We start from the raw sequence: 24499 nt of genomic DNA, 5'->3' as shown, positions 1-24499 counted from the left end.
GTTACCGGTAGCGGCTGACGTTTTTTGTGGCAGCGTAGCAGGCAGTCCCCCCCGTGATCGCGCCCGTAAGAGCATCGAGCAGGAAGAACAGATTAACTTCCTTCCACGCACCAGTAACTGCAAGGAGGGCTGCTACCAACAAGCCACCCGCCGCTGCTCCCAAGGGGAGGGCAAAGCGTGCCTGCCAGAGGAAACTTTCTCGAGGCAGAAAGAGATAGAGTGGCAGGAGCACAAGGAGCCAGAGGGGAAGGATCACAAAGCCCATGTAGAAGAAGGCAATGGGTGCCCACACCAGCCAACAAGCCGCGCCGACACTCCAGCCGATCAGGGTTGCCAGAAAACTTCCTCCTACAGCGCGTAGCATTGGCCTCAAATTCATCCTCGAAACATTTTTGAACACGTTCAATTTTAATATATCCGTGGCAATCAACTCTGTCAAGAGGTAAAATGAACAAAGTTCAAAAAACAATCCAAAAACTTCCGTAGGCGCATTTGTGGGTCCTGCTGATCACCCAGCGTCCCTCCCGAATGCGCCCGAAAACAACCATGAGTGAGATAGCCACCACAGTTAACGAGAAGGTTTCCAAAGGGGAGCGCACCCGCGAGCGGATCTTAGCCGCGGCGCTGGAGCTCTTTGCCGAGCAGGGATTCGAGGGCGCGACCATGCGCGGGATCGCCGAGCGCGCCGAGTGCTCGCTGGGGCTTGCGTACCGCTACTTCCGCACGAAAGAGGAGATGGTCCTCGCCCTCTACGAGCGGCTGGTGGAGGAGCTGGCGACCGAGGCGAAGCGGTTGCCGCCCGGCTCGCTGGCGAGCCGCTGGGCGGCGATCGAGCGGGCGGATATCGCGCTGCTCCTGCCGCACCGTGCCACTCTCACCGCGCTCTTTGGGGCCGGGCTCACTCCCGGTAGCCCGACCCAAGTGCTCGGGGAGGGGGCGGCGCACTGGCGACGGCGGATCCATGGGGTCTTTCAGGAGGTGGTGGCGGGGGCAAACGATGTCCCCAAGGGCCCGATCCGTCAGCAGCTCCCGACCCTGCTCTACACGGGGCATCTCCTGTTGGTTCTTTTTTGGGCACAGGACCCAACCCCCAACCAGAAAGCGACCGCGGACTTACTTGCCTTTGGCGAGGAGATGCTCGGGCGAATGTGGCTTGCGCTGCGGCTCCCGTGGGCGGCGCAGTCGGCGGCGCGCCTCGGGGCGATTTTAGAGCCGCTCTTTGGCAACCCCGCCCTGCCGCCTCAAGAGGGAAGCAGCACGACCCCGCCCGAGTGAAGCGTAAACCCGAGCCGCTCGACTCCCTCCGCTTGCTTGCCCCAGTCGGCGAGGCGGTCGTTGGTGAGCAGGGGCGCTTGGTGCGCGTGGGCCTCGGTGAGGAGAAGCTCATCGGCGCTGGTTCCGGAGAGGGTCTCACGGACAATGTGCCGCTCGACAAGGGAGTCGTAGCGGGCCTTCTCGGTGACAATGTGCCGCAGGTTGGCATCGGCGATCAGCAAGACCGGAAAGAAGCCATGCCGTAGCAGAAAATCCCGGACCTGGAGCAGCTGTGCCGCGGAGCCGGTCGGTTTTTTCTTGGCGTTCATAAACGCCGCCATGGGATCGGCGACATGGCGTGCAACATTCGACGCGTCCACGACAATGGGACGAATCCGCTTGGCGGTCAAGACCGTGAGGGCGGGCTCGGAGAGGGCACCAACTGCGTTGTGGAGCGCGTCGGCAAGGGGCGGGTTGGTGCCGCGGAGCTCCTGAAGCCCGGCGCGGACCCGCGTAATCAGCACCACCTCGCCTTCGTCGATTGCCTTGACCAACTGACGCGCCGTCACACTGGCCGCGCGCTTCGACGCCGTGGGGAGCGCGACCGGCTCATCGGGGGAGAGCTTGGTGACACTCGGGCTGGGCAAGAGGTTCGGGTAGCGCCCCCCGACTGTCTCCAGCGCGGTAAGCAGGCACCGGTAGCCCGTCGGCTCGGTGAGGCGCTGGCGAGCCAGGCTCCGGCCCAGTGCCTCCAGCTCGCCGCGCCGCTCTGCTAGGGCGAGGAGCCGCTGGAGCAGGGCGCGCTCCGCAGTGCTTGGCTTGGGGCGAGGAAAGGCGCGGAGCAGGGTCTCGGCGGCATCGAGCACACGCCCGGCACTCAGATACGCCTCCGTGGCGACCCGAAACTGCTCCGGTGCATCGGTAGCCCCTAAACTCCCCAGCGCCATGGCATAGACTCCCTGCACACCGGCACGCGCCGCAACCGGGAGGTCCTTATCCGAGAGAAGCTCCCGGCAGAGCCCCAAGACGCTCGCATCGTGGCCGCGCAGCAGCAGGCGGTTGAGGGCATCAGGCATCCACTCAGCCTTGTCGTCCGGTGGGACGATTGGTGGTGGTGTGGGTGGTGTGGGTGGCGCGACAACCACGGCAGCGACCGGCTCGGGGGCCTTGCGCCGCAGTTCCCGCTCCAAGCGCACCTCGACAGCCTCCCGTGCCCTACGCTCGCTGTCACGCTCCGTGAGGGCGGCATCGCGCTCTTTCTCCAGTTGCGCGAGTCGAAGCGCCTGCTCGGCAAGGAGCGCTTCCTTGGCCTTGAGCGCAGCACGCTGCTCTTTTAGCTTCGTCTGCAGCTTCTCCGACGGCTCCACGCTCGGCTCGGCCTTGGCTTGCGTCGGTGGCGGCAGGGGTTTCGGCTTGGCTTCGACCGGCTCTGGTGCCTCCTGGCTCTGGAGTGCCTCGGCGAGCTTGGGGTTCTTGGGAAGCGCCTCGGCGAGCCGGCGCAGGACGACCGGGTTCTTGAGGGTCTCCGGGCCAGGCCGGAAGCCCGTGCTGATCTGCGCGGTCAGGCCTGGCTCGGACTTGAGCAGGCGATTTATCTCTTTGGTAGGGAGAGTGGCGAGCTTCTCACGCCACTCATCGGCGGTCATGCGGCCTGCTCCGGGTCTGAGATCACGTCGGCGACCGGGGTCTGGAAGAGAGGAAGCGGGCGCATGGCGGAGCCGGGCTTGAGGGCGGAGCGCTTGAGCTGCCCACACGCCGCAGCGATCCGGTGGCCCTTTTCGTAGCGCTGGGTGATGGTAACCCCGTACGATGCCACGATCTCTCGGAAGAGCCGCGCTGCCTCGGGGGTGGGGCGCTGGTAGCGGGCGGCGACATCGGTGGAGTTGTAGGGAATGGTGTTCACGGCGCAGAGCGGCTGGCGCTTGAGGAGCTCGCCGAGCTCGTGGGCCTCCTTCTCCGTGTCGTTGATGCCGGCCATGAGGACATACTCAAACGTGATGCGCCGCTTGGTGGTGTTCACATAGTCGCGGCAAGCCTCCATCAGACGACCAATCGGGTACTTCTCATTGAGCGGCACGAGCTCGGAGCGCAGGGCGTTGTTGGGCGCGTGGAGCGAGACCGCAAGCGTGATAGGCAGGTCCTCTTGGGCGAGCTTCTCCATCCCCGGCACCACCCCGACTGTCGAGACCGTCATGTTTCGGTACGAGAGCCCGACCTCGTCGTGGAGCACCTTGAGGGCCTTGAGGACATTGGGGAGGTTGATGAGCGGCTCGCCCATGCCCATGAGCACGAGGTGCGAGATGCGCTGCTCGGGGTGCTTGGCCTGCATGAAGAGGAGCTGATCGACAATCTCCCCTGCGGTCAGGTTGCGTGCCAGCCCCTCGGTGCCGGTGGCGCAGAACGAGCAGGCCATCGGGCAGCCCACCTGCGACGAAACACACACCGACGTCCGATCATCGTAGGGGAGATAGACCGCCTCGATCACCTCACTATCTTGCAGGTTCAGGAGATACTTCTCCGTGCCGTCCGGGGCGCTCTGTACACTGCGCTCGGTGCAGGGTCCGATAACGGTCTCCGCTGCCAGCTGCTCGCGCAGAGCCTTGGGCAGGTCGGTGAAGGCATCGAAGTCGCGGGCGAAGCGGGTGTAGATGCCCTTGGCAAGCTGCTTGCCCCGGTAGCCCGGAAGTCCTTTTTGAGTGAGGAGAGCGGTGAGTTCTGCGGTGTCGAGTCCGACAAGGGTGGGAGTCATGCCCTTAGATTATCATGCCGGAGTAGATCATCCGGTAAGCCAGGACGGAGATCGTCCGGCTATAGGGCGCTTCGCGCCGCCTCGCTCCGCTCGGAATTTTACCGACGAGGGACGAGGAGGCGGCGCGAAGCGCCCCATAGCCCCGAGGTTTACCGTCGGGGGCGAGGTATTTATAGTGTAGGCTGGCCTTCCTTCGAGAGGAAGTAACCATTGGAGAGGTCATCTTCCCGGATCATGAGGATCTTCTTATCATCAAAATACCCTCGGTTCATGTAGTGGATGGTGAGGGGCTGGTACTTCTCGAACGTTGCAGACACCTGAGGGTACTTTCCCTCGCAAGACCAATAGACTCCCTCAGAGACCTCGACCCCATCCATGCCGTCACCTTGCCCGGTGAAAATCATCCAATGGGAAGAGCTTTTGTAGAGAGATTTCCCATCGCGAGTGAACTCCTGAACCAACGTCCCATCGCCCTTGAAGGTAAACGTCTCATTGCCGCCAAAGTACGAACCTTGCCAAACGCCGATAATGTCTTCAGGTTTTAAGTGCTCAGGCTCCTGTTTGAGGCTGTAGTTACAGCGAAGGACAAGAGCCGTAACGGCGAGAAGGACAAGGAAGCGTTTTCGCATGACTACGCTAGATCATGGCCCAAACCCCTACTTGCCTGTAGGAGCCGCGCTGGCGCTGTCACTTGGGACTGGGACGAAGAACTGTGCGACCGCGCTGATTTGATCGGTGCGGGGGCAGGGGGGCAGGGCGTCGAGGAGCTTGCGGCCGTACGCCTTGCTCCAGAGCCGGGCGTCTAGGATCGCGACCACGCCGCGGTCGGTGGTGGTGCGCAGGAGGCGCCCGAAGCCCTGCTTGAGGCGCAGCTCGGTGACGGGCATACTGAACTCATTGAAGGCATCGCCACCGGACTTCTTGATGCGCTCCTCCCGCGCCCGCAGCGGCGGCGAGTCCGGGGTGGGGAAGGGGAGCTTGTCCATAATCACCAGCGAGAGCGCCTCACCGGGGACATCGACTCCTTCCCAGAAGCTACTCGTCCCGAGCAAGACCCCGTTTCCTGCTTGCGTAAAGCTCTCCACGAGGCGGGCATTGGGTGCCTCTCCTTGGGCAAAGACGGGATAGCCGAGGCTGGCCTTGAGCTGCTCCTTGGCCACCGTGAGCATCCGGTGCGACGTAAACAAGACAAACGTCCGGCCCTTGGCGAGGCTGATCAGTGCCTGCACCTCCAGGAGCATCCGGTCCGCGTACTCGTCGGTGCTGGCGGGGGGACCGAGGTGGCGAGGGACATAGAGCAGGCCGTTGCGCTCGTAGTCAAACGGCGATCCTTGGATACTCTGGAGAGCGTGGATGGTCACTGGCATCCCCCCGCTCGCACCGCTCGCGACCCCCTTCGCCTGAAACCCTCCTTCGTCGGGGCGAAGGGGGTGACTGCTGGAGGCTAAGGGTGTTGGCGTGAGAAAGTCGTCTTCGTCGTCCACAGGCTTTACTTGCTCGGTGGGGGCGACGGGGCTGGGGGCGCTTACTAGGCCGAGGCGCTTGGCGGCGCTCTCAAAACCGCCGCCCGTGGCGAGGGTGGCGGAGACAAAGCTGACCCGCTCGATCCGGGAGTAGAGCGACTCTTCCAGGGCCGGAGCGATCTCGTAGGGGGTGCGTACTAGGGTGGTGAGGATACCGCCGCCGCGGAGCTGGCGGTTGTGGTACCAGAGGAAATAGGAGTCGTCCTGCGGCTCGGTGTGGAAGGCGGAGAGCTCAGTGGAGAGGCGCGTGGCGGTCTTGGCAAGTCCGACCGCTTTCTCTTTCTCTTGGGTCTTGGTGGTGGTCTCGGCGATATTGACGAGGTCCTTGGCCAGCGCGTCCAGCGCCGTGCAGACCGCGTCACGCAGCTCCCGAAACTGGGGGGCCTCTACCTCGTGCATAAAGCCTTCGTACTTGGCCGCGCCCAGATACGGATCGAGCAGGCGCTGGTGGATCGCCTCGATCGCGGCGAGGTGCTGGCTCTTGAGCTGCGGCAGGCGCTTGCACCGGGCCAGCAAGATCGGCACCCGGCGTGAGCCCCACTCCAGCCCAAAGGCGCGGGTGGCGACATCATCCACATGGTGGGCTTCGTCGAAGACCACGGCATCGTAGGTGGGAATCAGAGTGGGGCCGCCCGGTGCCTGGCGCTGGAGCCGCAGGTCGGCGAAGAAGAGGGCGTGATTGACCACAAGGAGCTGGCACTTCTCGGCGTTGCGGCGGGCCTTGTAGTAAAAACACTTGTCGTAGTGGCGGCACTCCCGGTGGCGGCAGGTGTCGGGGTGGGCGGCGATATCGCTCCAGCCGGGGTACGAAAAGTCTAGCTCCGCCACATCGCCCGAGTCGCTCTCATTGGCCCAGCGCTGGATATTTTTAAAGACGGGATCGCCAAAGGTCCAGAGCTCGGTCGAGGCGATCTCCAGCTCCTGCCAGCAGAGGAAGTTCTGGCGCCCCTTGAGCACGCCCGCCTCAATCGGGGACTCCAGCGCGGCCAGCACCGCCGGGATATCGCGCTCGATCAACTGCCCCTGGAGTCCGAGCGTGTGGGTCGAGATCACCGCGCGGCCGTCGGTCTTCTCCAGCCAGCGCAGGAGGGGGACGAGATAGGCAAGGCTCTTTCCCACACCCGTTCCGGCCTCGGCGAGACACGGGCGGCTCTCCGAGAGCCCGGTTGCAATCGCCTCCGCGAGTGCGGTCTGCTCCGCTCGAGGCGCAAATCCCGGAAGCCGCTTGGCCAGCGGGCCATTTTTACCAAAGACACGTGTGAGGGAACCAGACAAGGCCTATTGTGTCCAGTCCTCAAATTTAAGTCCGGATATCTCCGAAAAGTGGCGTTGGTTGCGTGTGATAACCGTTGCGTTGTTTTGAAGAGCGATCGCCGCGATCTGACAATCACCGCGTCCAAGCCGCCGGATTCGGGCTGGGAATTCTTGAAAGCGTAACTCAGCCTCAGAATCGTAAGGAAGAATGGCGAACGTCTGGAGTGCCTGGAAATACTCGACAAGCAACTTATAGCCTAAGGATTCTTGATCTCTGGGCTGGAGCCTGCGTATCAATGCTAATGCTCCTTCCATTACCTCTCCAACCGTAATGGCACTGATGTAGATATCATCTCCAGGTGTTTGGCGAATTCGTTGGACAAGATCAGGATAGTTCTCTGGAGTTCTCAGTAGGAGTGAGACAGTGTCTGTGTCTAGGAGGATCACGTTTTCGTGGGAACCCGCTTTGGCGACGAACGTGTCTTCGGTTGCGAGGAGACACGGGAAGCGCGCTCGCGGCCCTTGCGGATTTCTTCCATCAGGTCGTCCCAGAGTGGCTCGTCCTTGAAAATCCCTATAATCTCATCTAAAGGGTGGTGCTCAGGGATGGTTACGGACGGTGTTTTCTGTGTTTGATCTGGAGAGTCAGGCATGGCGATTTTCCTGCCCAGAGTATACCGCGTCGTGGTTAGGGGCGCACAATCGTTTGTGCTACCGAGTAGATGTAGTCGTCGCCGTTGGGGTCGGTGGTGAACGGTGGGCTCGCATCGCTGGTGGCGCGAGCGCCGATTCGGCAGTAGACCGTGCTCCCTGGCGTGCTGTCGGCGGGCCAAGGGATGGTGATGAGGCCCTCTCCGCTGGTGACCAGCACAGGACCGCGGACGGTCTTACTGCGAAAATCGGGGTAGGCGGAGAGCTCAGCTTGGTACTGGTTTGCGCCGTCGAGCTTGGGGAATCGGAGGAGGGCCTCGCTCGCCTGGGGGGTCGCGCTGGAGAGAGCCGGGCGCACGAGTGCCGTCGTGGCCACTCCCGGCTCATTGAGCGTGGTCTCGGCGTAGCTCGTGGCCCCACTGGTCTCGATACGCTGGAAGAGCACCCGTACCTGGTAGCGGACACGCTTGCCGGGCCGGATCGCGCTATGGTTGCCCGTGCGCGGTGTCAGGGCGGTGCCACTGGCCTCCTGGTAGGAAAACGCCCCCTCTGCGGTCGTGTCTCGGAAGCTTCTGCCGTCTCTATCGACCGCGCCCACCCGGTTGCCATCGCGGAAGACATGGTACTCAACAATGCGCTGCGCGGAGATATCCAGCGGTGCAGCCCACTGGACCAGCACCTCGGGCGCGGAGTCGGCGGCAAGGGTTGCCCGCGCCGCCACAACCGAGCTTGCCCCGGGATCGTCGCTGCCACCACCCCCGCCGCAGCCGGCAAGGAGGAGCAGGAATAAGAAAAACGGACCTCGGGGCAAGCGCATGGTGAACTACTCCATTCCGGTGAGCATTCCTAGGATGTGGTACCCACTGTCCACATACAACGTCTCCCCCGTGATCCCGCGTGACAGGTGGGAGCAGAGAAACGCCGCCGTATCGCCGACCTCGTCGATATCGGTCGCCTTCCGCAGCGGGGCAACCTCTGCAACCGACTTGTACATCCCGGTAAAGCCTGAGATTCCACGCGCCGAGAGGGTCATCACGGGGCCGGCGGAGATCGCATTGACCCGGATCTTCTTGGGGCCGAGCTCATGGGCCAGGTACCGCACCGACGACTCCAAGGCGGCCTTGGCGACTCCCATGACGTTGTAGTTTGGGATTACACGATCGGCACCGATGTAGGTCAGAGTGAGGATGCTTCCGCCCTCAGTCATGAGCGGCTCGGCGGCGCGCGCCGCGGTCACGAGGGTATAGGCGGAGACATTGAGGGCAAGGCCAAAGCCTTCCACGGACGTCTCGAGAAAGGGATTGGTCAGGTCTTCTTTCTTGGCAAAGGCAACTGCGTGGATCACGAAGTCCAGCTGGCCCAGGCTCTCCTTGATCGCGGCGTGGAGCGACTCCACCTGCTCCGGCTGGGTGAGATCGCAGCCGTGGATCAGCTTGACCGCATCACCTAGCTCAGGGGAGAGCTTCTTGACATCCTGCTCCTCACGCTCCCCGAGAAAGGTCAGTGCCAGCTCCGCGCCCTCACGCGCCAGCGACTGCGCACAGCCCCATGCAATGGAGCGCTGGTTGCGCACTCCATAGATCAGCCCCTTCTTACCTTCCAGAAAACCCATTCAAAACCTCACAGTTCCTGTCAAGGAGTTGCTCCCTTGATCACAACCTCATAGTATATCGTCGCTTTTCCGTCTGGTCCGAGAACCGAGAGCGGCAGGCTCAGCTCGGTGCCAGTGAGCTTTGCCGCGAGGGGCGCGACACGCTTGCCCGTGGTGTCGAGCCGCCAGGCCTCCACCTTCCCCGGAAGTTTTCTCGTCAGGGTCAGGTTTGCCAAGCCGCGCTGGACTAGGTGCGGGAGGGTGCCCCAGCTCTCCAGCACTTGCCGATCGGGGGCACTGTAGCGCAACCCCGTGTTTTGGACATCGGTGATATGTGCCACAAGGAGCCGCCCACTCTCCGCCACCGGCTTGCCGTCTAGCGACGACACATAGACGGCGGCCTTGGCACCCTCGATATCGATACGGAGGGGGCCACACTTGATCGCATCGCCCTCAGGGCAGATCCCCCCCAGGGTCCGTGGTGTCACCACGCGGAGCGAGCCAAACTGGCCATTGACAAAGACCTCGTTGGTCTCCGACTGCCGCTCTTGGGTGTCGAAGTTGGTGCGGTTCGTCTCAGGAAGCCGACGGGTCTGAAAGAGCTGCGCGAGAGCGTCCTTGGAGTCTCCCTTGGTTAGGCGGAGCTCGGCGGGCCGGGGGGGAGCCAGCGGGCCGCTTGCATCCTCGACCCAGCTACCGACGCGCGTGACAAGCGCAAGCTCGCCGAAGCCGGGCGTCGGTGTCAGCTCAGGCTTGGTCAGGAGCTCGTCGCGGCGCAGGTAGCGGCTGATCGCGCCCGGTGCGGGGCGGACATCGCCACGGACAAAGAGCAGAACGGCCGCCCGGTCGCTGAGGAGCCCGGCGGGATCGCTGGCGAGGTCGAAGTAGCTCAGGGGGCTCGCCGCGAGGGTGGCCTCTCGGGAGTGGGCGTAGGCAAAGCGCCAGACCGCGTCCCAGTCCTGCACCGCGGCGGCGGCCCCGACCAGCAAGCCCCCCTCGACCCGGTAGTTATTGGGCGCAGAATAGTTAAACTCGCTCACCGTAAAGGGCTTGCCAAAGAGTCGGCTCATCGCAACCTCGCCCGGCCCCGCACCACCACTCCCCAGCGCCGAGGCACCTTCTTGGAGACCCGCAGAGGGGAGCTTCCAGTCGCTCTCCAGAAAACGCGGATGGTCCCAGTAGAAGTGGGTGTCGATAAAGTCGAGGCTCGTGCGGGCCGCCATGAACGCGGGGGACTCGGACCAGCCATTCAGGTCGGTCAGGAGTGCCTTGCAGCCGAGCTCCCGAATCGCAGCCTTCATCTTGGCGTAGCCTCGCTCATGGAGAATCGCGAGAAACGCCCCCACCTCGCGCCCCGCTCGATCGTTGCCCACCTGCCGAGGCAGGGCTGCAGGAGCGAGGCTCCGGCTCTTGCGCCAGGCTTGCCACTCTTTCTCGAACAGGGCGTAGAGCTCGGGCTTGAAGGTCGCAAACCCATTGGTCAGATTGGGCTCATTCACGACGCTCAGCCAGCCAATCGCGGGCTCGTCCTTCCAGGCGAGCTGGGTGTAGGGATTGACATGGGTCAGGAGCGTGCGGGTGAAGTCTCTCCAGTTTGCAAAGGCGGGCTCGGAGACCAGCACGGCTGCCTTGAAGTCTCCCAGCGCGATCGTATCGGGGATCTGTCGGGAGACAAAGAGATCGGTCTTGATGTAGATGCCCTGCTTCTTGAGCGCGGCGATCAGGTAGTCCAGCTTGTCGAGCTGCGCGGGCACGAGAACCTCGCCATCGAAGTGGTGGATGCGGACGGTGTTGTAGCCGAGGCGTGCGAGGCGTGTGGCGAGGGCATCGGCCTCGGGCTTCTCGAGGTAGTTGGCCCCGAAGCAGAGGTTCACCCCCCAGAAACGCTGGGGCTTGGTGCCACGCTCAAACCCAAAGTGCCCGCCCGTGGAGACAACACGTCCGTACTTTCCGGCGGGGGCATCCAGGAGGGTGGAGAAGTCCAGCGCGCTCCCTGGAGTGATCTCCAAGCTCGGCTCGTCCAGCGGGATCCAGTCCTCACCCGCCGTGATGGTCACCGGCTCCTCGCGAATCAGCGATGTGGGAGAGGGAAGGTTTATCAGGAGCTCAAAGGTCTCGGTCTCGCCCGCTTTCCAGACACGGCCTGTGGTCTCGGGGGTTTGCTTGCCAAAGCGAAGCTCCAGCTCCTTGGCGTTGAAGGGGCGGTTATCTTGGAGCAGGGCGGGCTGGTCCTTGGCCTCGGCAGCGAGGCGCGCCCCGCGTCGTGTCAGAACCAGTGTCCCGGTCCCGGAGAGCCGGGTCGCGGACTTGGGGGCCGTCTCCTCGATGAGCGCCTCGCTCTCGGCCAGCACGCCCCTGCCTTCTGTCCACTCATCGGTAGGGGTCAAGAGAGCGACATGGACACTATTTACCTTAATCTCTTTGTCGGGGGTGAGGGTGTAGCGGAGCTTGAGGTTGCGGTCGGAGGTCGCCTCCAGGCTGGCGTCAAAGGTCACTGCGACTGTCGCCCCGGCGGTGCGTGCACGCAGTCGGGCGGTTCCGGGCTGTGCTCCTGCAACCGCGGTGCGGAACTGCCAGGGTGCCTCAAAGATTCCTGGGCGGATGGTCGCGTAGACCCGCTGGCTCGCTGCCACCCGGATAGTGACCGTCCCTGCCCGGTCCACGGTCGCTGTCAAGCGGGCCGGCGGCTGGGCGTCTGCGGCACGAACCACAAGTAAAAGAGTGCACAAGAAGCACAGGAAAACACGGCCGACGTGCATAAATTGCTAATCCTCTGGTACACTTCGTTCGACATAATGCGTGCAAAAACCTTTTAAGCACGTCACCCAACTAGGAAATTTAGGGTGATGCTACCCCAGGGTATCGTCCGATGATGAAACGGGGTAAGCTAGCTCCTGTTTCCCAGAGAGGGAACCAATCGCAGTAACTCTTTCGTAATCACGGTAATGTGTTCGAAACAGCGAAGAAAGTCAGGAAGTAAGTCACTATGAAGCAATGGATGGTGCGGCTGGTTGCCGCTCTCTCACTAGCGGTAACGGTCAGTCTGGTTGCACCAGCGCATGCCCAGAAGCCAGCGGCAGGAAAGGCTCCCGCCGGGGGTCAGAAGCCTGCCGGACCTGGCGCGATGTCCGAGGCGGACAAGAAGGCCTACCAGGACTTCACCACGAAGGCACAGGCGATTCAAGCCAAGTACATGCCGCAGATTCAGGCCATTCAGAAGAAGTACCAGCCGCAGATCCAGGCCGCTCAGACCAAGAACAAGGCCACGACCGATAAGCTCCAGGCCAAGTACAAGGCCGAGGCCGAGGCTCTTCAAAAAGAGGGCCAGGCCATCAAGCCTGAGGAGCAGCAGGGACCGAAGGGCCAGGCCTTCATCAAGAAGATGCAGGCCTTTCAGGCGAAGATGAAGTCCGATCCAGATGCCAAGAAGCTCGAGGGAGAGATCAAGCCGATCCAGACCAAGATGCTTGCCGAGATCAAGCCCATCGCCAAGAAGATCGGCGACGAGGTCCTGGCGGCGGCTCCGGAGAAGTTCAAGCCGATGATCAAGCAGCAGATCGACCAGCAGATGAAGATGATGGGCGGCTAGGCGCGAGCCTGCACCCAGCCAGCAGACCGGGGGTTATCCCCCGGTCTGTTTTGCTTTTAGCGCGGCCTCAACCAGCCCGGCAAAGAGCGGCTGTGCGCGGTTGGGACGGCTCTTGAACTCGGGGTGGAACTGGACTCCCACAAAGTAGGGGTGGCCAGGAAGCTCGACAATCTCGACCAAGTTCTTCTCTTTGTTGATCCCTGAGCACACGAGGCCCGCATCGACAAGCCGCTCGCGGTAGTCGTTGTTGAACTCGTAGCGGTGGCGATGGCGCTCCTGGATAAAGGTCGTGCCGTAGACCCGTGCAGCAAGGCTCCCCTCGCTCAGGTGGCAGTCCCAGAGCCCAAGACGCATGGTCGCGCCCTTGTCCTCGATCCGGTACTGGTCGTGCATGAGGTGGATCACGGGGTGGGGTGTCTTCTCGTCCATCTCGGTGGAGTTGGCTCCGGTAAGCCCACAGACCGTCCGCGCGTACTCGATCACCGCCATCTGCATCCCCAGGCAGATCCCAAAGTAGGGAATCCGGTTCTCACGGGCGTAGCGCACCGCCTGGATCTTGCCCTCGATCCCGCGCGCCCCAAAGCCCGGGCAGACCACGATGGCATCGTTGCCCTGGAGCCGCCCGACCACATCGAAGCCCTCGTTCTCGAGCTCCTCGGAGTCTACCCAGTCCAGCTCCACGCGGCAGTTGTGGGCGATCCCCGCGTGGCGCAGGCCCTCCGCGATCGAGATATAGGCATCGCCGTTCTGGACATACTTGCCCACCACCGCCACTTTGATCGCATGGGCGGGGTGTAGGACGCGCTCGACAATGGTCTTCCACTCCTCTAAATGCGCATCGCTATCGGGGAGATTGAGGCGCTTGACCACGAGCTCGGCAAAGCCCTCTTCCTCGTAAATCACGGGGATCTCGTAGATGGAGGCGACATCGCGGGCCGGGATCACCGCCTCGGCATCGACATCGCAGAAGAGCGCGATCTTCTCCCGGTGCTCGGCGGAGAGGCCCTCCTTGACGCGGCAGACCAGCACATCCGGGGCGATCCCGACCTCGCGGAGCTTCACCACCGAGTGCTGGGTGGGCTTGGTCTTGATCTCCCCCCAGGGCCCAACGGTCGGGATCAAGGTGACATGGACAAAGAGCACATTGCCCGGGCCGGCATCGCGCTTCATCTGGCGGATCGCCTCCAGAAACGGGAGTCCCTCGATATCGCCTACCGTGCCGCCCACCTCCGCGAGGACCACGTCCGCGCCCGTGGACTTGCCCAGCCCGACAATGCGCTCCTTGATCTCGTTGGTGACATGGGGGATCACCTGAACCGTCCCCCCCAGGTAGTCTCCCCGGCGCTCCTTGGCGATCACTGCGCCGTAGACCGTCCCCGTGGTCACGCTCGCGGAGCGGCTGAGGTTGATGTCCACAAAGCGCTCGTAGTGCCCCAGGTCCAGGTCCGTCTCCGCGCCGTCGTCGGTGACAAAGACCTCGCCGTGCTGAAAGGGGTTCATGGTTCCCGCATCGACATTAATATAGGGATCAAGCTTGACCATCGCGACCTTGAAGCCACGGTTACGGAGCAGGCGTCCCAGGGCAGCGGAGGTGATCCCCTTCCCGATAGAGCTGACGACTCCGCCGGTGACGAAGATATACTTGGTGGATTTTTGTGGGTTTGTTTGGGTGGGCATGGCAATAAAAAAACGGACCGCAAGGGTGCGGCCCGTGCCGTAGTATATCATCAAAGGTTAAATCTGTCATACTAGCCCTATGATGCTCACACAAGAGGCAAGCAAGCCACTCTTTGACCTGACCACCCCCACAGGCCGTGATGGCTGGGTTGGTGCCCACGATGTCGCTGCCCTGTCGAGCTCGCCGGAGGGGCTGGTGATCGCTGCCACCGGGGACGATCCCTATGTCCATAGCCCGCTGGCAAAGGCCCCCGCAGGGAAGCCACTCTGGCTCCGCGTGCGCCTGAAGGCAACCCAGAGCGGGATGGCCCAGGTCTTTTTTTTCTCGCCTCCTGCCTATGCCACGGAAGAGAGCTCCGTGCGGTTTCCCGTGAAGGCGGCGCGCTGGGAGGACGTTCGGATCGCGATTCCGGCCCTCACGGGCGAGCAGGTCCACTTTCGCTTCGATCCTCCCGGAACAAAGGGCGCTGTCACGACTCTGGCAAGCCTCACCCTGGAGCCCCGCACTCCTCTGACGGAGCCGACATGGCGGGAGCCGGTCGCCCCGCCCGCGCTCACGGCCTTTGAGGTGGTCAGCGGTCGGCTGAAGGTTCGCCATGCACTGGGGATCGGCTCGTTCGAGGTGCTCTGGGACGGCACCGGGCTGGCGCTGGGGTACTCACAGCTTCTCCTCGGCTACCAGACCGCGCCCGACAAGCCGCTCCAGTGGGTGAGCTGGTCCGAGAAGGCCACTCCCACCGTGATCGGCAGTGCGATCCGTGCCGCCGCCGCGGACCCCGATGGGGGCGTCTGGACCCTTGAGCAGCGCTTCCAGGCCGAGAAGGGCGATCGGATCCAAGTGGTCACCACCCTGCTGTGCGACCAGCCTCGCTACCTGGCCCATGTCCCGGCGCTCTTGCTTTTGGTGGGGGAGCGCCGCCAGGCATTGCTGAGTGGAGTCGAGTACCTGGACGAGCACGACACTAGTAGCAGTGAGGCAGACCTGCGTGGCCCGCAGGCACTTCGCCATGTCCCCGACTCCCACCTGCTCACCCTGCCCTTGATGGCGATGCAGCAAAAATCTGGCACCTGGCTCGCGCTTGCCTGGGAGAAGTCGCCGCACTGCGCTCCGGTCTTTGACTCGCCCAACCGGCGCATGGGGACACAGGGGGGGCATGTCATGGGCCTGCTCTTCCCGGGAAGCCCACGCCCCAATGGGAGTGTCTTACCCCATGCAGGAGTGCTGCTCAAACCCGGCCAGCCTCTGGTCATCAAGGCGTCGCTCTACGGGGGAGTGGGGGGCTCGGTGCTTCCCGCAGTCGAGGCGTGGCTCCGGGACAACCCGCTTCCGCCCGTGCCAAAGCCCAAGTGGGACGCGCTCACGGGGGGGGGCTGGCTCGACTCGGGGTGTGGTGCGCGTGGGGAGTTCCGCCATGCGCTACCAGGGACCTTTCCCCCACAGCCTGCCGCGGATGCCGCCATGCTCCTGGAGGCTCTCGGGCTACGCCGCCGCGAGCCACGCCTGCGCGCCGCCGCCGCAGAGGCAGCCGCACGGGTGGGGAAGGGGGAGACGGGGGGCGTCGGGCATGTCCAGACGCTCGGGCCGGCACTGGCTCGGGGGGGAGGACAGGAGCTGATCGCCAAGGCCAGGGCACAGGCAGAGCAGGCACTCGCTCGGTTTGCGCCGGATGGGACCGTGTCCTACGTGCCCGGAAAAGTGGACTACGGCGCGACACACTTTGAAAAGAGCGCCACGGGCCTTGTCGCGCCGATCTTGGCCTCCGCGCTGGAGCAGGCGATGCTCTCTGGAGACAAGGCGCTGCTGCGGGCGGCGCTGGAGCGCACCAAGCAAGCCCACGAGCGCTGGAGGAACACCGTGCCGCGCGGTGCTCAGACCTGGGAGGTCCCCCTCCACACGCCGGATATCCTCGCATCGGCCTACCTTGTCAAGGCAGGGACTCTGGCCTTTGAGCTCTCGGGCGAGCCGTACTTTCTGGAGATGGCAAACCACTGGGCCTGGACCGGCGTCCCCTTCACGTACCTGGTGCATCCCAATCCGGGGGAGGAGGTGGGGCTCTACGCCACGACTCCTGTCCTAGGGGCGACCGGCTGGGTGGCCCCCAACTGGATCGGGCTACCGGTGCAGTGGTGCGGCTTGGTCTACGCCGACGCGCTCTTGGACCTCGCACGCCACCTGCCTTCCTCCGCGCCCTGGAAGACTCTCGCGGAGGGGATTGTCGCCAGCGGTGCCCAGCAGTCCTACCCACCCGGCTCGGACAAAGAGCGCCAGGGCCTGCTCCCGGACTCGTTTAATGTCGTAGCCCAGCTTCGCAACGACCCGGCGATCAACCCGGCGACCGTTCAGATTCCGCTGTTGCGGGTCTCGGGGACGCCCCTCTACAGCCGGGAGCTTCTGGCACCAGGGCTCTTGGTGCACGCGCCGGGCCGGGTTACCAAGACAGGGCCGCGGAAGGCGCGTTTGGAGGGCTGGCCCGAGGGAGCGTACTCGATTCTTGTCACCGGACTTTCGGAGGAACCGGAAGAAATTCGGGGCAAGGCGAAAAAAGTCGGCTACAATAACGGCGTACTCGTTCTAGAGGCCACAGCGACTGTGGTGCTAGAGATTTGAGGAAAGGAATGGATGAAGAGATGGCAGGCGTGACAAAAGCGTCGTTTGGTAAGCTCAGGAGTGGTGAGCCGGTAGATATCTACACCCTCACCAACAAGAATGGGCTCTCGGCAAAGATTATCACCTACGGGGCTACCCTAACCTCCGTGATGGCACCGGATAAGTCGGGCAAGCTCGGCGAGGTCTGTCTGGGTTTTGACAATATCGCGGCCTACGAGTTCAATGGCAAGCCTGCACAACCCTACATGGGTGCGACCGTCGGGCGCTACGCCAACCGGATTGGCAAGGGGCGCTTTACCATTGGCGGCAAGACCTACAAGCTGGCGACCAACAACCCACCCAACCACCTGCACGGCGGCGAGAGCAAGGCCCTGTGCTGGGTTAACTGGAAGGCACAGATCGTCCCGCGCCCCGATGGCCCCGCGGTGCAGTTCACCTACCTGAGCAAAGACGGCGACGAAGGCTACCCGGGCAATGTCAATGCATCGGTGATCTTCACGCTGACCGAGGCCAACACGGTGAAGATGGAGTACGCGGCAACAACCGACAAGCCCTGTCCGATCAACCTGACCAACCACGCGTACTTCAACCTCAAGGGCTCGGGGACGATCCTCGACCATGAGCTGTATATCGCGGGGAAGAGCTACACGGAGGGCGACGACGATCTCCTGCCCACCGGCAAGATCCTGCCCGTCACCGACACGCCCTACGACTTCTTCACCCAGCCCGCGATCATCGGGGATCGGATCAATGCTGCGGGGGGGAAAGAGCCGGCGATCGGCTACGACCTGAACTATGTCCTGCTGCCGGGGGCCAAGGGCTACGCGACAGTCGCACGGGTCCACGACCACAACACAGGCCGCCTCCTTGAGGTGCGCACCGACCAGCCAGGGATCCAGTTCTACACCGGAAACTTCCTCGATGGCACGCTTGTCGGGCGGGGCGGCTGGAAGTATGTCCAGTACTCGGGCTTCTGCCTGGAGACCCAGCACTTCCCGGACTCCCCGAACCAGAAGAGCTTCCCCAACACGATCCTGCAGCCTGGTCAGACCTACCGCACCAAGACCGAGTATGCCTTTCTCGTGAAGTAGGCTCACAGCCGCTCGTTCTTCTTTTCGCCCCTCCCGGCATTTCGGTGTCAGGAGGGGTAAAATTTGCCTATGGAAACCATCTCTTCGCTCATGACCCGGGAGGTCGTGACGATTCCCAGTACGCTGACCCTCCGCGAGGCCGCGGTGATTCTCTCCGAGAAGGGGATCAGCGGTGCCCCTGTCGTCGATGCCACCGGAGCGCTCGTCGGGGTGCTCTCCGAGTCCGACCTGCTCAACGAGGCCCGCAAGCGCGCCGCCCTTCCCCGCACGGCAGTCTTTGGGCTCCTGCTGGTGTCGGAGGACACTCTCCAGCGGCTCTACCACTTCGGAGCCGATCTCCCGGTCTCCGAGGTGATGACCAAGAATGTGCTCACCATCACGGAGAGAACAAGCCTGCACGAGGCCTCCCAGCTACTCGTCCAGAAAAAGATCAACCGCCTCCCGGTTGTCGACGACTCTGGAGCGCTGGTGGGGATTGTGACGCGTGAGGACCTGCTAAAGGCAGTCTTTGCCCTATGAGTGTCGCGGAGATCTTTGAGACCATGGACTACGGCCCCGCGCCGGAGAGTGCGGCCCCGGCGCTTGCTTGGCTTTCCCAGCACCAGAGCCGCTTTGGGCACTTTATCGGGGGAGCCTGGACAGCTCCCACCGCGACCTTCCCCACGAACAATCCCGCCACGGGCACCGAGCTCGCCCAGCTCAGCCAGGGGAGCGCGGAGGATATTGCGGCGGCTGTCGCGGCGGCACGCACGGCCCTGCCTGCCTGGAGAGCCCTCGGCGGCGCGGGACGGGCACGCTATCTCTACGCCCTGGCACGCCAGGTCCAGAAGCACGCGCGCCTCTTTGCCGTCCTAGAGACCCTCGACAATGGCAAGCCGATCCGTGAGACCCGCGATATCGATATTCCCTTGGTCGCGCGCCACTTCTACCACCACGCGGGCTGGGCAACCCTTCTGGAGAGCGAGTTTCCGGGCTATGAGGGGGTCGGGGTTTGCGGGCAGATCATCCCTTGGAACTTTCCGCTGCTGATGCTCGCCTGGAAGATCGCGCCCGCCCTCGCGACCGGCTCGACTGTCGTACTCAAGCCGGCAGAGTTCACCTCGCTCACGGCGCTACTCTTTGCTGAGATCTGCCAGGAGGTCGGCCTGCCCGACGGAGTCGTGAATATCGTCACCGGCGATGGCACCACCGGCGCGGCTCTGGTCGCGCACCCCGAGATCGACAAGCTTGCCTTTACCGGCTCCACCGAAGTGGGGCGCTTGATTCGCAAGGCGACCGCGGGCTCGGGCAAGAAGCTGACCCTGGAGCTGGGAGGCAAGTCTCCGTTTCTGGTCTTTGAGGATGCGGACCTCGACGCCGCCGTGGAAGGGGTCGTGGACGCGATCTGGTTCAACCAAGGCCAAGTCTGCTGCGCGGGAAGCCGCTTGTTGGTGCAAGAGAGTATCGAGGCTCGCTTTATCGAGAAGCTCAAGCGCCGCATGGAGACCCTGCGTGTCGGGGACCCGATGGATAAAGTCGCGGATATCGGGGCGATTGTCGCGCCCGTCCAGCTAGCGCGGATCAGCGAGCTTGTCCAAGCCGGGGTGGAGGAGGGGGCGACTCTCTACCAGACGACCCAAGCGTGCCCGACCAACGGCTGCTTCTACCCACCGACCCTCCTCACTGGAGTGGCCCCTGCCTCCGTCGTCGCACAGCAAGAGATTTTCGGCCCCGTGCTCGTCGCGATGAGTTTTCGGACACCTGCTGAGGCCGTGGCGCTCGCCAACAACACGCCCTATGGCCTCGCCGCCTCGCTCTGGTCGGAGAGCCTGAATCAGTGCTTGGAGCTCGCGCCGAAGCTGAAGGCGGGGACGATCTGGATCAACGGGACCAACCTCTTCGATGCGGCAGCGGGCTTTGGTGGCTACCGTGAGTCCGGCTTTGGCCGCGAGGGCGGTCGCGAGGGCCTCTGGGAGTATCTCGTCGAGAGCACGCCTGTCGTGGTTCCGAGCTCCCAAGCCAGTGCTTCTGCAACGAAAGAAGCCCCCACACTCGACCAGACCGCGAAGCTCTATATCGGCGGAAAGCAAGCGCGCCCGGACTCGGGCTACAGCCGGCGCGTTCTGGGGCCAGACGGCACGTCTATTGGCTTAGTGGGGGAGGGCAGTCGTAAGGACCTGCGGAATGCTGTCGAGGCGGCACGAGCAGCGTCCGCAGGCTGGGGCACTACCAGTGGCCATAACCGAGCTCAGATTCTCTACTACCTCGCCGAGAACCTAAACTACCGCTCCACCGAGTTCGCCGCCCGAATCGCCCAGCAGACGGGACTAGATGGCACCGCGGAGGTGGATGCTGCGCTCCAGTCCCTCTTTGTCTGGGCGGCGTGGGCAGACAAAAACGACGGTGCCGTCCACCGGACCGTGCAAAAAAGTGTGGTCCTCGCGATGCCCGAGCCGCTTGGCGTCCTCGGAATCGCCTGTCCCAGCGCACAGCCGCTACTCGGCTTGATCAACACCGTCGCCCCAGCGATCGCGCTGGGAAATGCCGTGATCGCCGTTCCCTCCGAAGCACACCCGCTCTCGGCGACCGACTTCTACCAGGTTCTGGAGACCAGCGATGTTCCGAGTGGCGTCGTGAATATCGTCACCGGCGAGCGTGACGCGCTCCTAAAGACCCTGGCGGAACACGATGATGTCGATGGTGTCTGGTACTTTGGGGAGAACCCTGCACTTGTCGAGGCCGCGTCGGTGGGGAATCTCAAGCGGACCTGGTGCCCCAAGCCCGGCACGCTTCCCCGCCCCGATGCGTTTCTCCGGGCCGCGACCCAGGTCAAGAATATCTGGCTTCCCTACACCGATGAGCTTCCTTGGTAATAGATAGATGGCAAATACGCTCACGGTTTCTTACTACGGTCATGACTTCAAGAAGATTCGTGCTCTTCTTATAGCTATAGCAAGAAACCTTCCAATAGAGTGGGATTTTGTCTATGACGGAAATCCACTGGATATTATCGGTGAGAATTTTGTCGTCACCAATATCATTATCTATGATGTCTCTACTACCAGCGATAGCGATTGCTCGCGTATTTTTGAATTCCTATTGAGTACGGGAGTGATGGGGAAGTCGAGAGTCTTTGCAAACATCAGCGGCAATAAATTTGCAGAAAAGTACTGTGCTGTGAATCACAACGTCCCTTACGAGATCCCTTTTGATGAAGGAACACATTATCTGCTTTGGTACGATATGATCCGAAGACTTTATTCGTTATAGTGAACACGTGAGCCCTTAGGCCAGCCTAGGGGCTCACGCTTTGTCCAGCCTAGGGGCTCACGCTTTGTCCGGTTCAGGATTATCCCGGCTTGACTTTGGACAGAGCGGCCTGGGCAACAAAGGCCGTGTCCTCGCTGGCGGACTTAGTGAGCGCCTCAAGCGCAGAAGCGGCTTTCGGGTCGCGGATCTCGCCGAGGGTGATCGCGGCCCAGCGGGCGGCGGGGTTTCCCTCGGTTGCCAGTGGCAGGAGACCGGGGACGGCATCCCGGCCGACTGTTGCGAGGGCCTTGGACGCATAGTACGCCAGGGTATCGTCTCCGCTTCCTAACTTTGCCTTGAGCGCCTCGACCGCGACAGTTCCCAGTCTGCCCAGTGCGATTGCTGCGGCCTCGGAGGCACCTTCTTTATCGCTCAGCGCGGTGATCAGGGGCAGAAACTCGGTGGGCTGGGCGAGCGCGGGGGCGAGGCTCGGGGCCGAGAGAGCGGCGATCTTCTTGTCCCAGGGGGCTTTTTTCTTGTCGTCTTTCTCGGCATCGCGCTTGGCGGTGTAGTAGGCGATCAGGCTGGTCTTTGCTGCAGGTGGTGCGCCCACGGCGTTGGTTTCCTGCTCTGCGCCAAAGCGGATCAGGTCGGTCACAGCGGCATCCCGGGCCTTGTCGTCCGCAGCGCTTGCAAGGGCGGCGAGTGCCTGACGAATCCCGGCGGCGCGGAACAGGACATCCCCAAGGGCAGCCGCGGCCTTGGCACGGACGGCGGGATCGCTGTCGGTGAGGGCCTTGGTGGCGAGGGTCGCGGTGCGCTGACCACCCGCCGCCTCTGCCGCGAGGCTCCGTACCCAAGGGCTGGGGTCGGTGAGGGCTTGGGCGAGCTGGGTCGTGGCTGAGCCACCCGCACGGCGCAGACCCGCCGCCGCCGCGACCCCCACAAACGTGTCGTAGTCGCTGAGGGCCTTGAGCATCGCCGCATTGGCCTCGGGCGTCCCGATTCCTCCCAGCGCCCCTGCGGCAGCCGCACGCGCGGAGGCGTCGGTGTCTGGGCTCGAGAGTGCCTGGATCAGCACGGGAGCGCCCACGGGGTCCCCAATATTGGCGAGGCTTGTGATCACCGCACGGCGCACATTGGGGTCTTTGTCGTCGATAAAGGGCAGCAGGGGAGTGGCCGCCTCCGCCACCTTGAACTTGCCGAGCGTCTCGATCAGCGTGATCTTGGCCCCGGCATCGTCTTTGATCTTCTCATCGGTGAGGTAGGGGACGATGAGCGGGATCGTATCCGGGCCGATACTGGTGAGGATATCGCCGATGGGCCCACGCAGGCCGCCATCCGAGAGCCGCTTTGCCATCTGCTCTTTTAACGGCGCACCGATCTTCTTTAGCGCATCGCGGGCACCGTCGCGGATGTTGCTGTCCGGGTCCTTGGCGGCATCGAGCAGGCGCTCGGCGTAGGTGGCACCGACGGCGGCGACCGCGGCGCGCGCGGCATCGCGCACGGGGTGGGTCTTCTTCTCCGCAGACTCTGTGTCGGGGTCTTTGCACATCTGGAGGAGCTGCTCGAAGGCGTCCTTGTTCTTGCCGCCGTCGGACATCTTCTGCAGGGTCACAATGGCCGCGAGCCGGGTCTCGGGGGGAGCGCCGCCCTGGAGGGCGTCGAAGAGGACCTTGCGGCCCATTAGCTGGGTAACCCCTTGCTCCTGCGACGACGCATCCTTGCTGGCGACGAGACCTAGCTGGCTCCGGGTGAAGTAGGTCTGAATCCCGAAGTTGATCACCCCAAACCCAATCAGCGCCAGCAGAGCTCCGCCCAGGACCTTGCGCGGAGTAAACTTTGTGCCTGTCGGCGAAACATCCATGCTCATTGCAACAGATTATACACGCAATTGTGGTACAATTATTTTATGAACACGTTCAATTTTAAGCTGGGCTCCGTTCCGTACCTCAATGCGCGCCCGCTCACGGACTGGTTTAGCGAGACCGACGAAGGCAGGGCGCTGGGGGCGAGTGTTGAGTTTATCCTGCCGTCGCTCTTGGCCCCGCGCCTTGAGCCCGGCGACTTCGCCGCGGGCCTTGTCTCCGCTGTCGCGTGGGTGCGGCGTCCCCAGCTGACCTACGCGCCAGGAGTCTCCGTGGCCTGCGATGGCCCCGTGCGCTCGGTGCGCGTCTTTTCCCAAGTGCCCGTGGAGAAGATCAAGCGAGTCGCGCTGGATACCTCGTCGCTGACCTCCGTGACTCTGACCAAGATCCTGCTGGAGGAGCGCTTTGGGCTGACCCCGGAGTACACCCCGATGGCCCCGGAGCTCGCTACGATGCTCGCCGACCACGATGCCGCGCTCCTGATCGGCGACAAGGGCTACCGCGACTACGATCCCGGTCTGGTCGCTCTCGATCTTGGTGAGATCTGGAAAGACTGGACCCAGCTACCGTTTGTCTTCGCGCTCTGGATCGGCCGCCCGGATCTCCTGACCCCCGAGCTGTGCGCACAGCTTCTTAAGGCCAAGGAATGGGGCGTCTCGCACCTGGAGCTCGTGGCCGCCCGGCGCGCCAGTGAGCACGGCGAGAGCCTGGAGCGAGCGTCTGCTTACTTCTCCCACGCCATTGTCTACGACCTTGGGGAGCGTGAAGAGGCTGGTTTGCGGCTCTTTGCGGAAAAAGTTCGGGCACATGGCCTTATCTAGCGCCAACAGGGAACCGAAAATGCAGCTAATGCTTCTAAGATATGAGGGATATCACAGAGGTCACGCAGGACGCTCATGATACACTGAAGACGAACTTCAAAGGGAGACCAGGCGATGAGGACAGACAATAAGAAAGCTTTTTGGGTTGTAGGTGTGGTGGCAGCGACGGTTTCCGCAGCCACAGCGGCCTACATCATCTGGACACACGGCAAGAAAGCGGGCGTCGCGTCCGCCTCGGAGACAGTTGAGGATCTTCTGGATCGCTGTCACGACCAAGTCAAGCAGATCGAGCAGCGGCTCAGCGAGGTTCCGCAGGCAGCCTAAGCCTTCTTGACACCAACAATTCAGGCCCCGCACACGCGTGCGGGGCCCTTGTTTTTGATAAAATCACAACGTCCGATAATGTTTATTATGTTCCATCACCCGAATTGTTTACATTCTCCACACCTTCGGCGGTCTTGTCAAGTCCCGCCCGTAAAATTCGGCGGACACATTGAGCAAGAGTCTCTTTAGGACGACAAAGGGCACGGAGCGCCTCAGCCTCGGACTCCGTAATCCGACAGGCAAAAACGACCGACAAGCGATCTTCCGCAGA

The 24499-nt window shown here is 63.0% G+C and carries 20 protein-coding genes; 9 read left to right on the top strand and 11 right to left on the bottom strand.

Going from position 1 to position 24499, the window contains the following annotated elements; genetic code table 11:
* Position 1 precedes the first annotated feature (1 nt).
* Positions 2–364, bottom strand: a complete 363-nt coding sequence (locus tag HNQ39_RS19565; RefSeq protein ID WP_184200597.1) for a hypothetical protein — start codon at positions 362–364, stop codon at positions 2–4.
* 182 nt (positions 365–546) lie between these two features.
* Between HNQ39_RS19565 and HNQ39_RS19560 the strand changes: the two genes are divergently transcribed.
* A complete protein-coding gene (locus tag HNQ39_RS19560; RefSeq protein WP_184200593.1) occupies positions 547–1275 on the top strand; it encodes a TetR/AcrR family transcriptional regulator in 729 nt (242 codons plus the stop codon).
* Here the strand turns inward: HNQ39_RS19560 and HNQ39_RS19555 are convergent.
* The 8 genes from HNQ39_RS19555 to HNQ39_RS19520 all read right to left on the bottom strand — a co-directional run bounded on the left by HNQ39_RS19555 (position 1242) and on the right by HNQ39_RS19520 (position 11733).
* Complete coding sequence (locus tag HNQ39_RS19555) at positions 1242–2900, bottom strand: NYN domain-containing protein (RefSeq protein WP_184200590.1); 1659 nt, start codon at positions 2898–2900, stop codon at positions 1242–1244. The genes HNQ39_RS19560 and HNQ39_RS19555 overlap by 34 nt on opposite strands.
* The gene (gene rlmN / locus HNQ39_RS19550; protein WP_184200587.1) at positions 2897–4003 is read right to left on the bottom strand and encodes a dual-specificity RNA methyltransferase RlmN; all 1107 of its coding nucleotides are present in this window, start codon (positions 4001–4003) and stop codon (positions 2897–2899) included. The genes HNQ39_RS19555 and rlmN overlap by 4 nt, the downstream gene beginning before the upstream one ends.
* Positions 4004–4173: 170 nt before the next feature.
* The gene (locus HNQ39_RS19545; protein ID WP_184200584.1) at positions 4174–4632 is read right to left on the bottom strand and encodes a hypothetical protein; all 459 of its coding nucleotides are present in this window, start codon (positions 4630–4632) and stop codon (positions 4174–4176) included.
* Between the two features lie 27 nt (positions 4633–4659).
* Positions 4660–6801, bottom strand: a complete 2142-nt coding sequence (locus tag HNQ39_RS19540) for an ATP-dependent DNA helicase (RefSeq protein ID WP_184200581.1) — start codon at positions 6799–6801, stop codon at positions 4660–4662.
* A gap of 3 nt (positions 6802–6804) precedes the next feature.
* Entirely contained in the window at positions 6805–7227 is a 423-nt protein-coding gene (locus HNQ39_RS30650; RefSeq protein ID WP_184200578.1) for a PIN domain-containing protein, read from the bottom strand.
* Between the two features lie 241 nt (positions 7228–7468).
* Entirely contained in the window at positions 7469–8248 is a 780-nt protein-coding gene (locus HNQ39_RS19530; protein WP_184200575.1) for a hypothetical protein, read from the bottom strand.
* 6 nt (positions 8249–8254) lie between these two features.
* Positions 8255–9043, bottom strand: coding sequence for an enoyl-ACP reductase FabI (locus HNQ39_RS19525; RefSeq protein ID WP_184200572.1), 789 nt, complete (start codon positions 9041–9043; stop codon positions 8255–8257).
* Between the two features lie 20 nt (positions 9044–9063).
* Entirely contained in the window at positions 9064–11733 is a 2670-nt protein-coding gene (locus HNQ39_RS19520; RefSeq protein ID WP_184200569.1) for a hypothetical protein, read from the bottom strand.
* A gap of 275 nt (positions 11734–12008) precedes the next feature.
* On the opposite strand from HNQ39_RS19520, the gene HNQ39_RS19515 reads away from it, so the two are divergent.
* Positions 12009–12611, top strand: coding sequence for an OmpH/Skp family outer membrane protein (locus HNQ39_RS19515; RefSeq protein WP_184200566.1), 603 nt, complete (start codon positions 12009–12011; stop codon positions 12609–12611).
* Positions 12612–12644: 33 nt separating this feature from the next.
* Here the strand turns inward: HNQ39_RS19515 and pyrG are convergent, their stop codons facing one another.
* The gene (gene pyrG, locus HNQ39_RS19510; RefSeq protein ID WP_184200564.1) at positions 12645–14288 is read right to left on the bottom strand and encodes a CTP synthase; all 1644 of its coding nucleotides are present in this window, start codon (positions 14286–14288) and stop codon (positions 12645–12647) included.
* A 79-nt stretch (positions 14289–14367) separates the two neighbouring features.
* Here pyrG and HNQ39_RS19505 point away from each other — a divergent pair, with 79 nt between their 5' ends.
* The 5 genes from HNQ39_RS19505 (at position 14368) to HNQ39_RS19485 (ending at position 21236) form a co-directional block, all read left to right on the top strand.
* Positions 14368–16896 carry a hypothetical protein gene (locus tag HNQ39_RS19505; protein ID WP_184200561.1) on the top strand — a complete coding sequence of 843 codons (2529 nt, stop codon included), beginning with the start codon at positions 14368–14370 and terminating at the stop codon, positions 16894–16896.
* 8 nt (positions 16897–16904) lie between these two features.
* Positions 16905–17987, top strand: coding sequence for an aldose epimerase family protein (locus HNQ39_RS19500; protein ID WP_184200558.1), 1083 nt, complete (start codon positions 16905–16907; stop codon positions 17985–17987).
* 69 nt (positions 17988–18056) lie between these two features.
* Positions 18057–18506, top strand: a complete 450-nt coding sequence (locus HNQ39_RS19495; protein ID WP_184200555.1) for a CBS domain-containing protein — start codon at positions 18057–18059, stop codon at positions 18504–18506.
* Positions 18503–20839, top strand: a complete 2337-nt coding sequence (locus HNQ39_RS19490) for an aldehyde dehydrogenase family protein (RefSeq protein WP_184200552.1) — start codon at positions 18503–18505, stop codon at positions 20837–20839. The genes HNQ39_RS19495 and HNQ39_RS19490 overlap by 4 nt, the downstream gene beginning before the upstream one ends.
* Positions 20840–20846: 7 nt before the next feature.
* On the top strand, positions 20847–21236 hold the full coding sequence (locus HNQ39_RS19485; protein WP_184200549.1) for a hypothetical protein: 390 nt from the start codon (positions 20847–20849) through the stop codon (positions 21234–21236).
* Between the two features lie 79 nt (positions 21237–21315).
* On the opposite strand, the gene HNQ39_RS19480 is transcribed toward HNQ39_RS19485, so the two are convergent.
* Positions 21316–23088: a HEAT repeat domain-containing protein gene (locus HNQ39_RS19480; protein ID WP_184200546.1), complete on the bottom strand. Its 1773-nt coding sequence runs from the start codon at positions 23086–23088 to the stop codon at positions 21316–21318.
* A 39-nt stretch (positions 23089–23127) separates the two neighbouring features.
* On the opposite strand from HNQ39_RS19480, the gene HNQ39_RS19475 reads away from it, so the two are divergent.
* Together HNQ39_RS19475 and HNQ39_RS19470 are read left to right on the top strand one after the other, a co-directional pair.
* On the top strand, positions 23128–23904 hold the full coding sequence (locus tag HNQ39_RS19475) for a menaquinone biosynthetic enzyme MqnA/MqnD family protein (RefSeq protein ID WP_184200543.1): 777 nt from the start codon (positions 23128–23130) through the stop codon (positions 23902–23904).
* Between the two features lie 156 nt (positions 23905–24060).
* On the top strand, positions 24061–24228 hold the full coding sequence (locus HNQ39_RS19470; protein ID WP_184200539.1) for a hypothetical protein: 168 nt from the start codon (positions 24061–24063) through the stop codon (positions 24226–24228).
* The last annotated feature ends 271 nt before the right edge of the window (positions 24229–24499 follow it).

Origin of the sequence: Armatimonas rosea (genome assembly GCF_014202505.1) — a bacterium.
In the GTDB taxonomy this organism is placed as follows: domain Bacteria; phylum Armatimonadota; class Armatimonadia; order Armatimonadales; family Armatimonadaceae; genus Armatimonas; species Armatimonas rosea.
This window is presented reverse-complemented; position numbering and strand designations above follow the sequence as displayed.

Bases quoted from the DNA above. Each gene is read 5' to 3' on its own strand.
- HNQ39_RS19565 (WP_184200597.1), bottom strand. From the start codon at position 364: ATGCTACGCGCTGTAGGAGGAAGTTTTCTGGCAACCCTGATCGGCTGG.
- HNQ39_RS19560 (WP_184200593.1), top strand. From the start codon at position 547: ATGAGTGAGATAGCCACCACAGTTAACGAGAAGGTTTCCAAAGGGGAG.
- HNQ39_RS19555 (WP_184200590.1), bottom strand. From the start codon at position 2,900: ATGACCGCCGATGAGTGGCGTGAGAAGCTCGCCACTCTCCCTACCAAA.
- rlmN (WP_184200587.1), bottom strand. From the start codon at position 4,003: ATGACTCCCACCCTTGTCGGACTCGACACCGCAGAACTCACCGCTCTC.
- HNQ39_RS19545 (WP_184200584.1), bottom strand. From the start codon at position 4,632: ATGCGAAAACGCTTCCTTGTCCTTCTCGCCGTTACGGCTCTTGTCCTT.
- HNQ39_RS19530 (WP_184200575.1), bottom strand. From the start codon at position 8,248: ATGCGCTTGCCCCGAGGTCCGTTTTTCTTATTCCTGCTCCTCCTTGCC.
- HNQ39_RS19525 (WP_184200572.1), bottom strand. From the start codon at position 9,043: ATGGGTTTTCTGGAAGGTAAGAAGGGGCTGATCTATGGAGTGCGCAAC.
- HNQ39_RS19515 (WP_184200566.1), top strand. From the start codon at position 12,009: ATGAAGCAATGGATGGTGCGGCTGGTTGCCGCTCTCTCACTAGCGGTA.
- pyrG (WP_184200564.1), bottom strand. From the start codon at position 14,288: ATGCCCACCCAAACAAACCCACAAAAATCCACCAAGTATATCTTCGTC.
- HNQ39_RS19505 (WP_184200561.1), top strand. From the start codon at position 14,368: ATGATGCTCACACAAGAGGCAAGCAAGCCACTCTTTGACCTGACCACC.
- HNQ39_RS19500 (WP_184200558.1), top strand. From the start codon at position 16,905: ATGGATGAAGAGATGGCAGGCGTGACAAAAGCGTCGTTTGGTAAGCTC.
- HNQ39_RS19495 (WP_184200555.1), top strand. From the start codon at position 18,057: ATGGAAACCATCTCTTCGCTCATGACCCGGGAGGTCGTGACGATTCCC.
- HNQ39_RS19490 (WP_184200552.1), top strand. From the start codon at position 18,503: ATGAGTGTCGCGGAGATCTTTGAGACCATGGACTACGGCCCCGCGCCG.
- HNQ39_RS19485 (WP_184200549.1), top strand. From the start codon at position 20,847: ATGGCAAATACGCTCACGGTTTCTTACTACGGTCATGACTTCAAGAAG.
- HNQ39_RS19480 (WP_184200546.1), bottom strand. From the start codon at position 23,088: ATGAGCATGGATGTTTCGCCGACAGGCACAAAGTTTACTCCGCGCAAG.
- HNQ39_RS19475 (WP_184200543.1), top strand. From the start codon at position 23,128: ATGAACACGTTCAATTTTAAGCTGGGCTCCGTTCCGTACCTCAATGCG.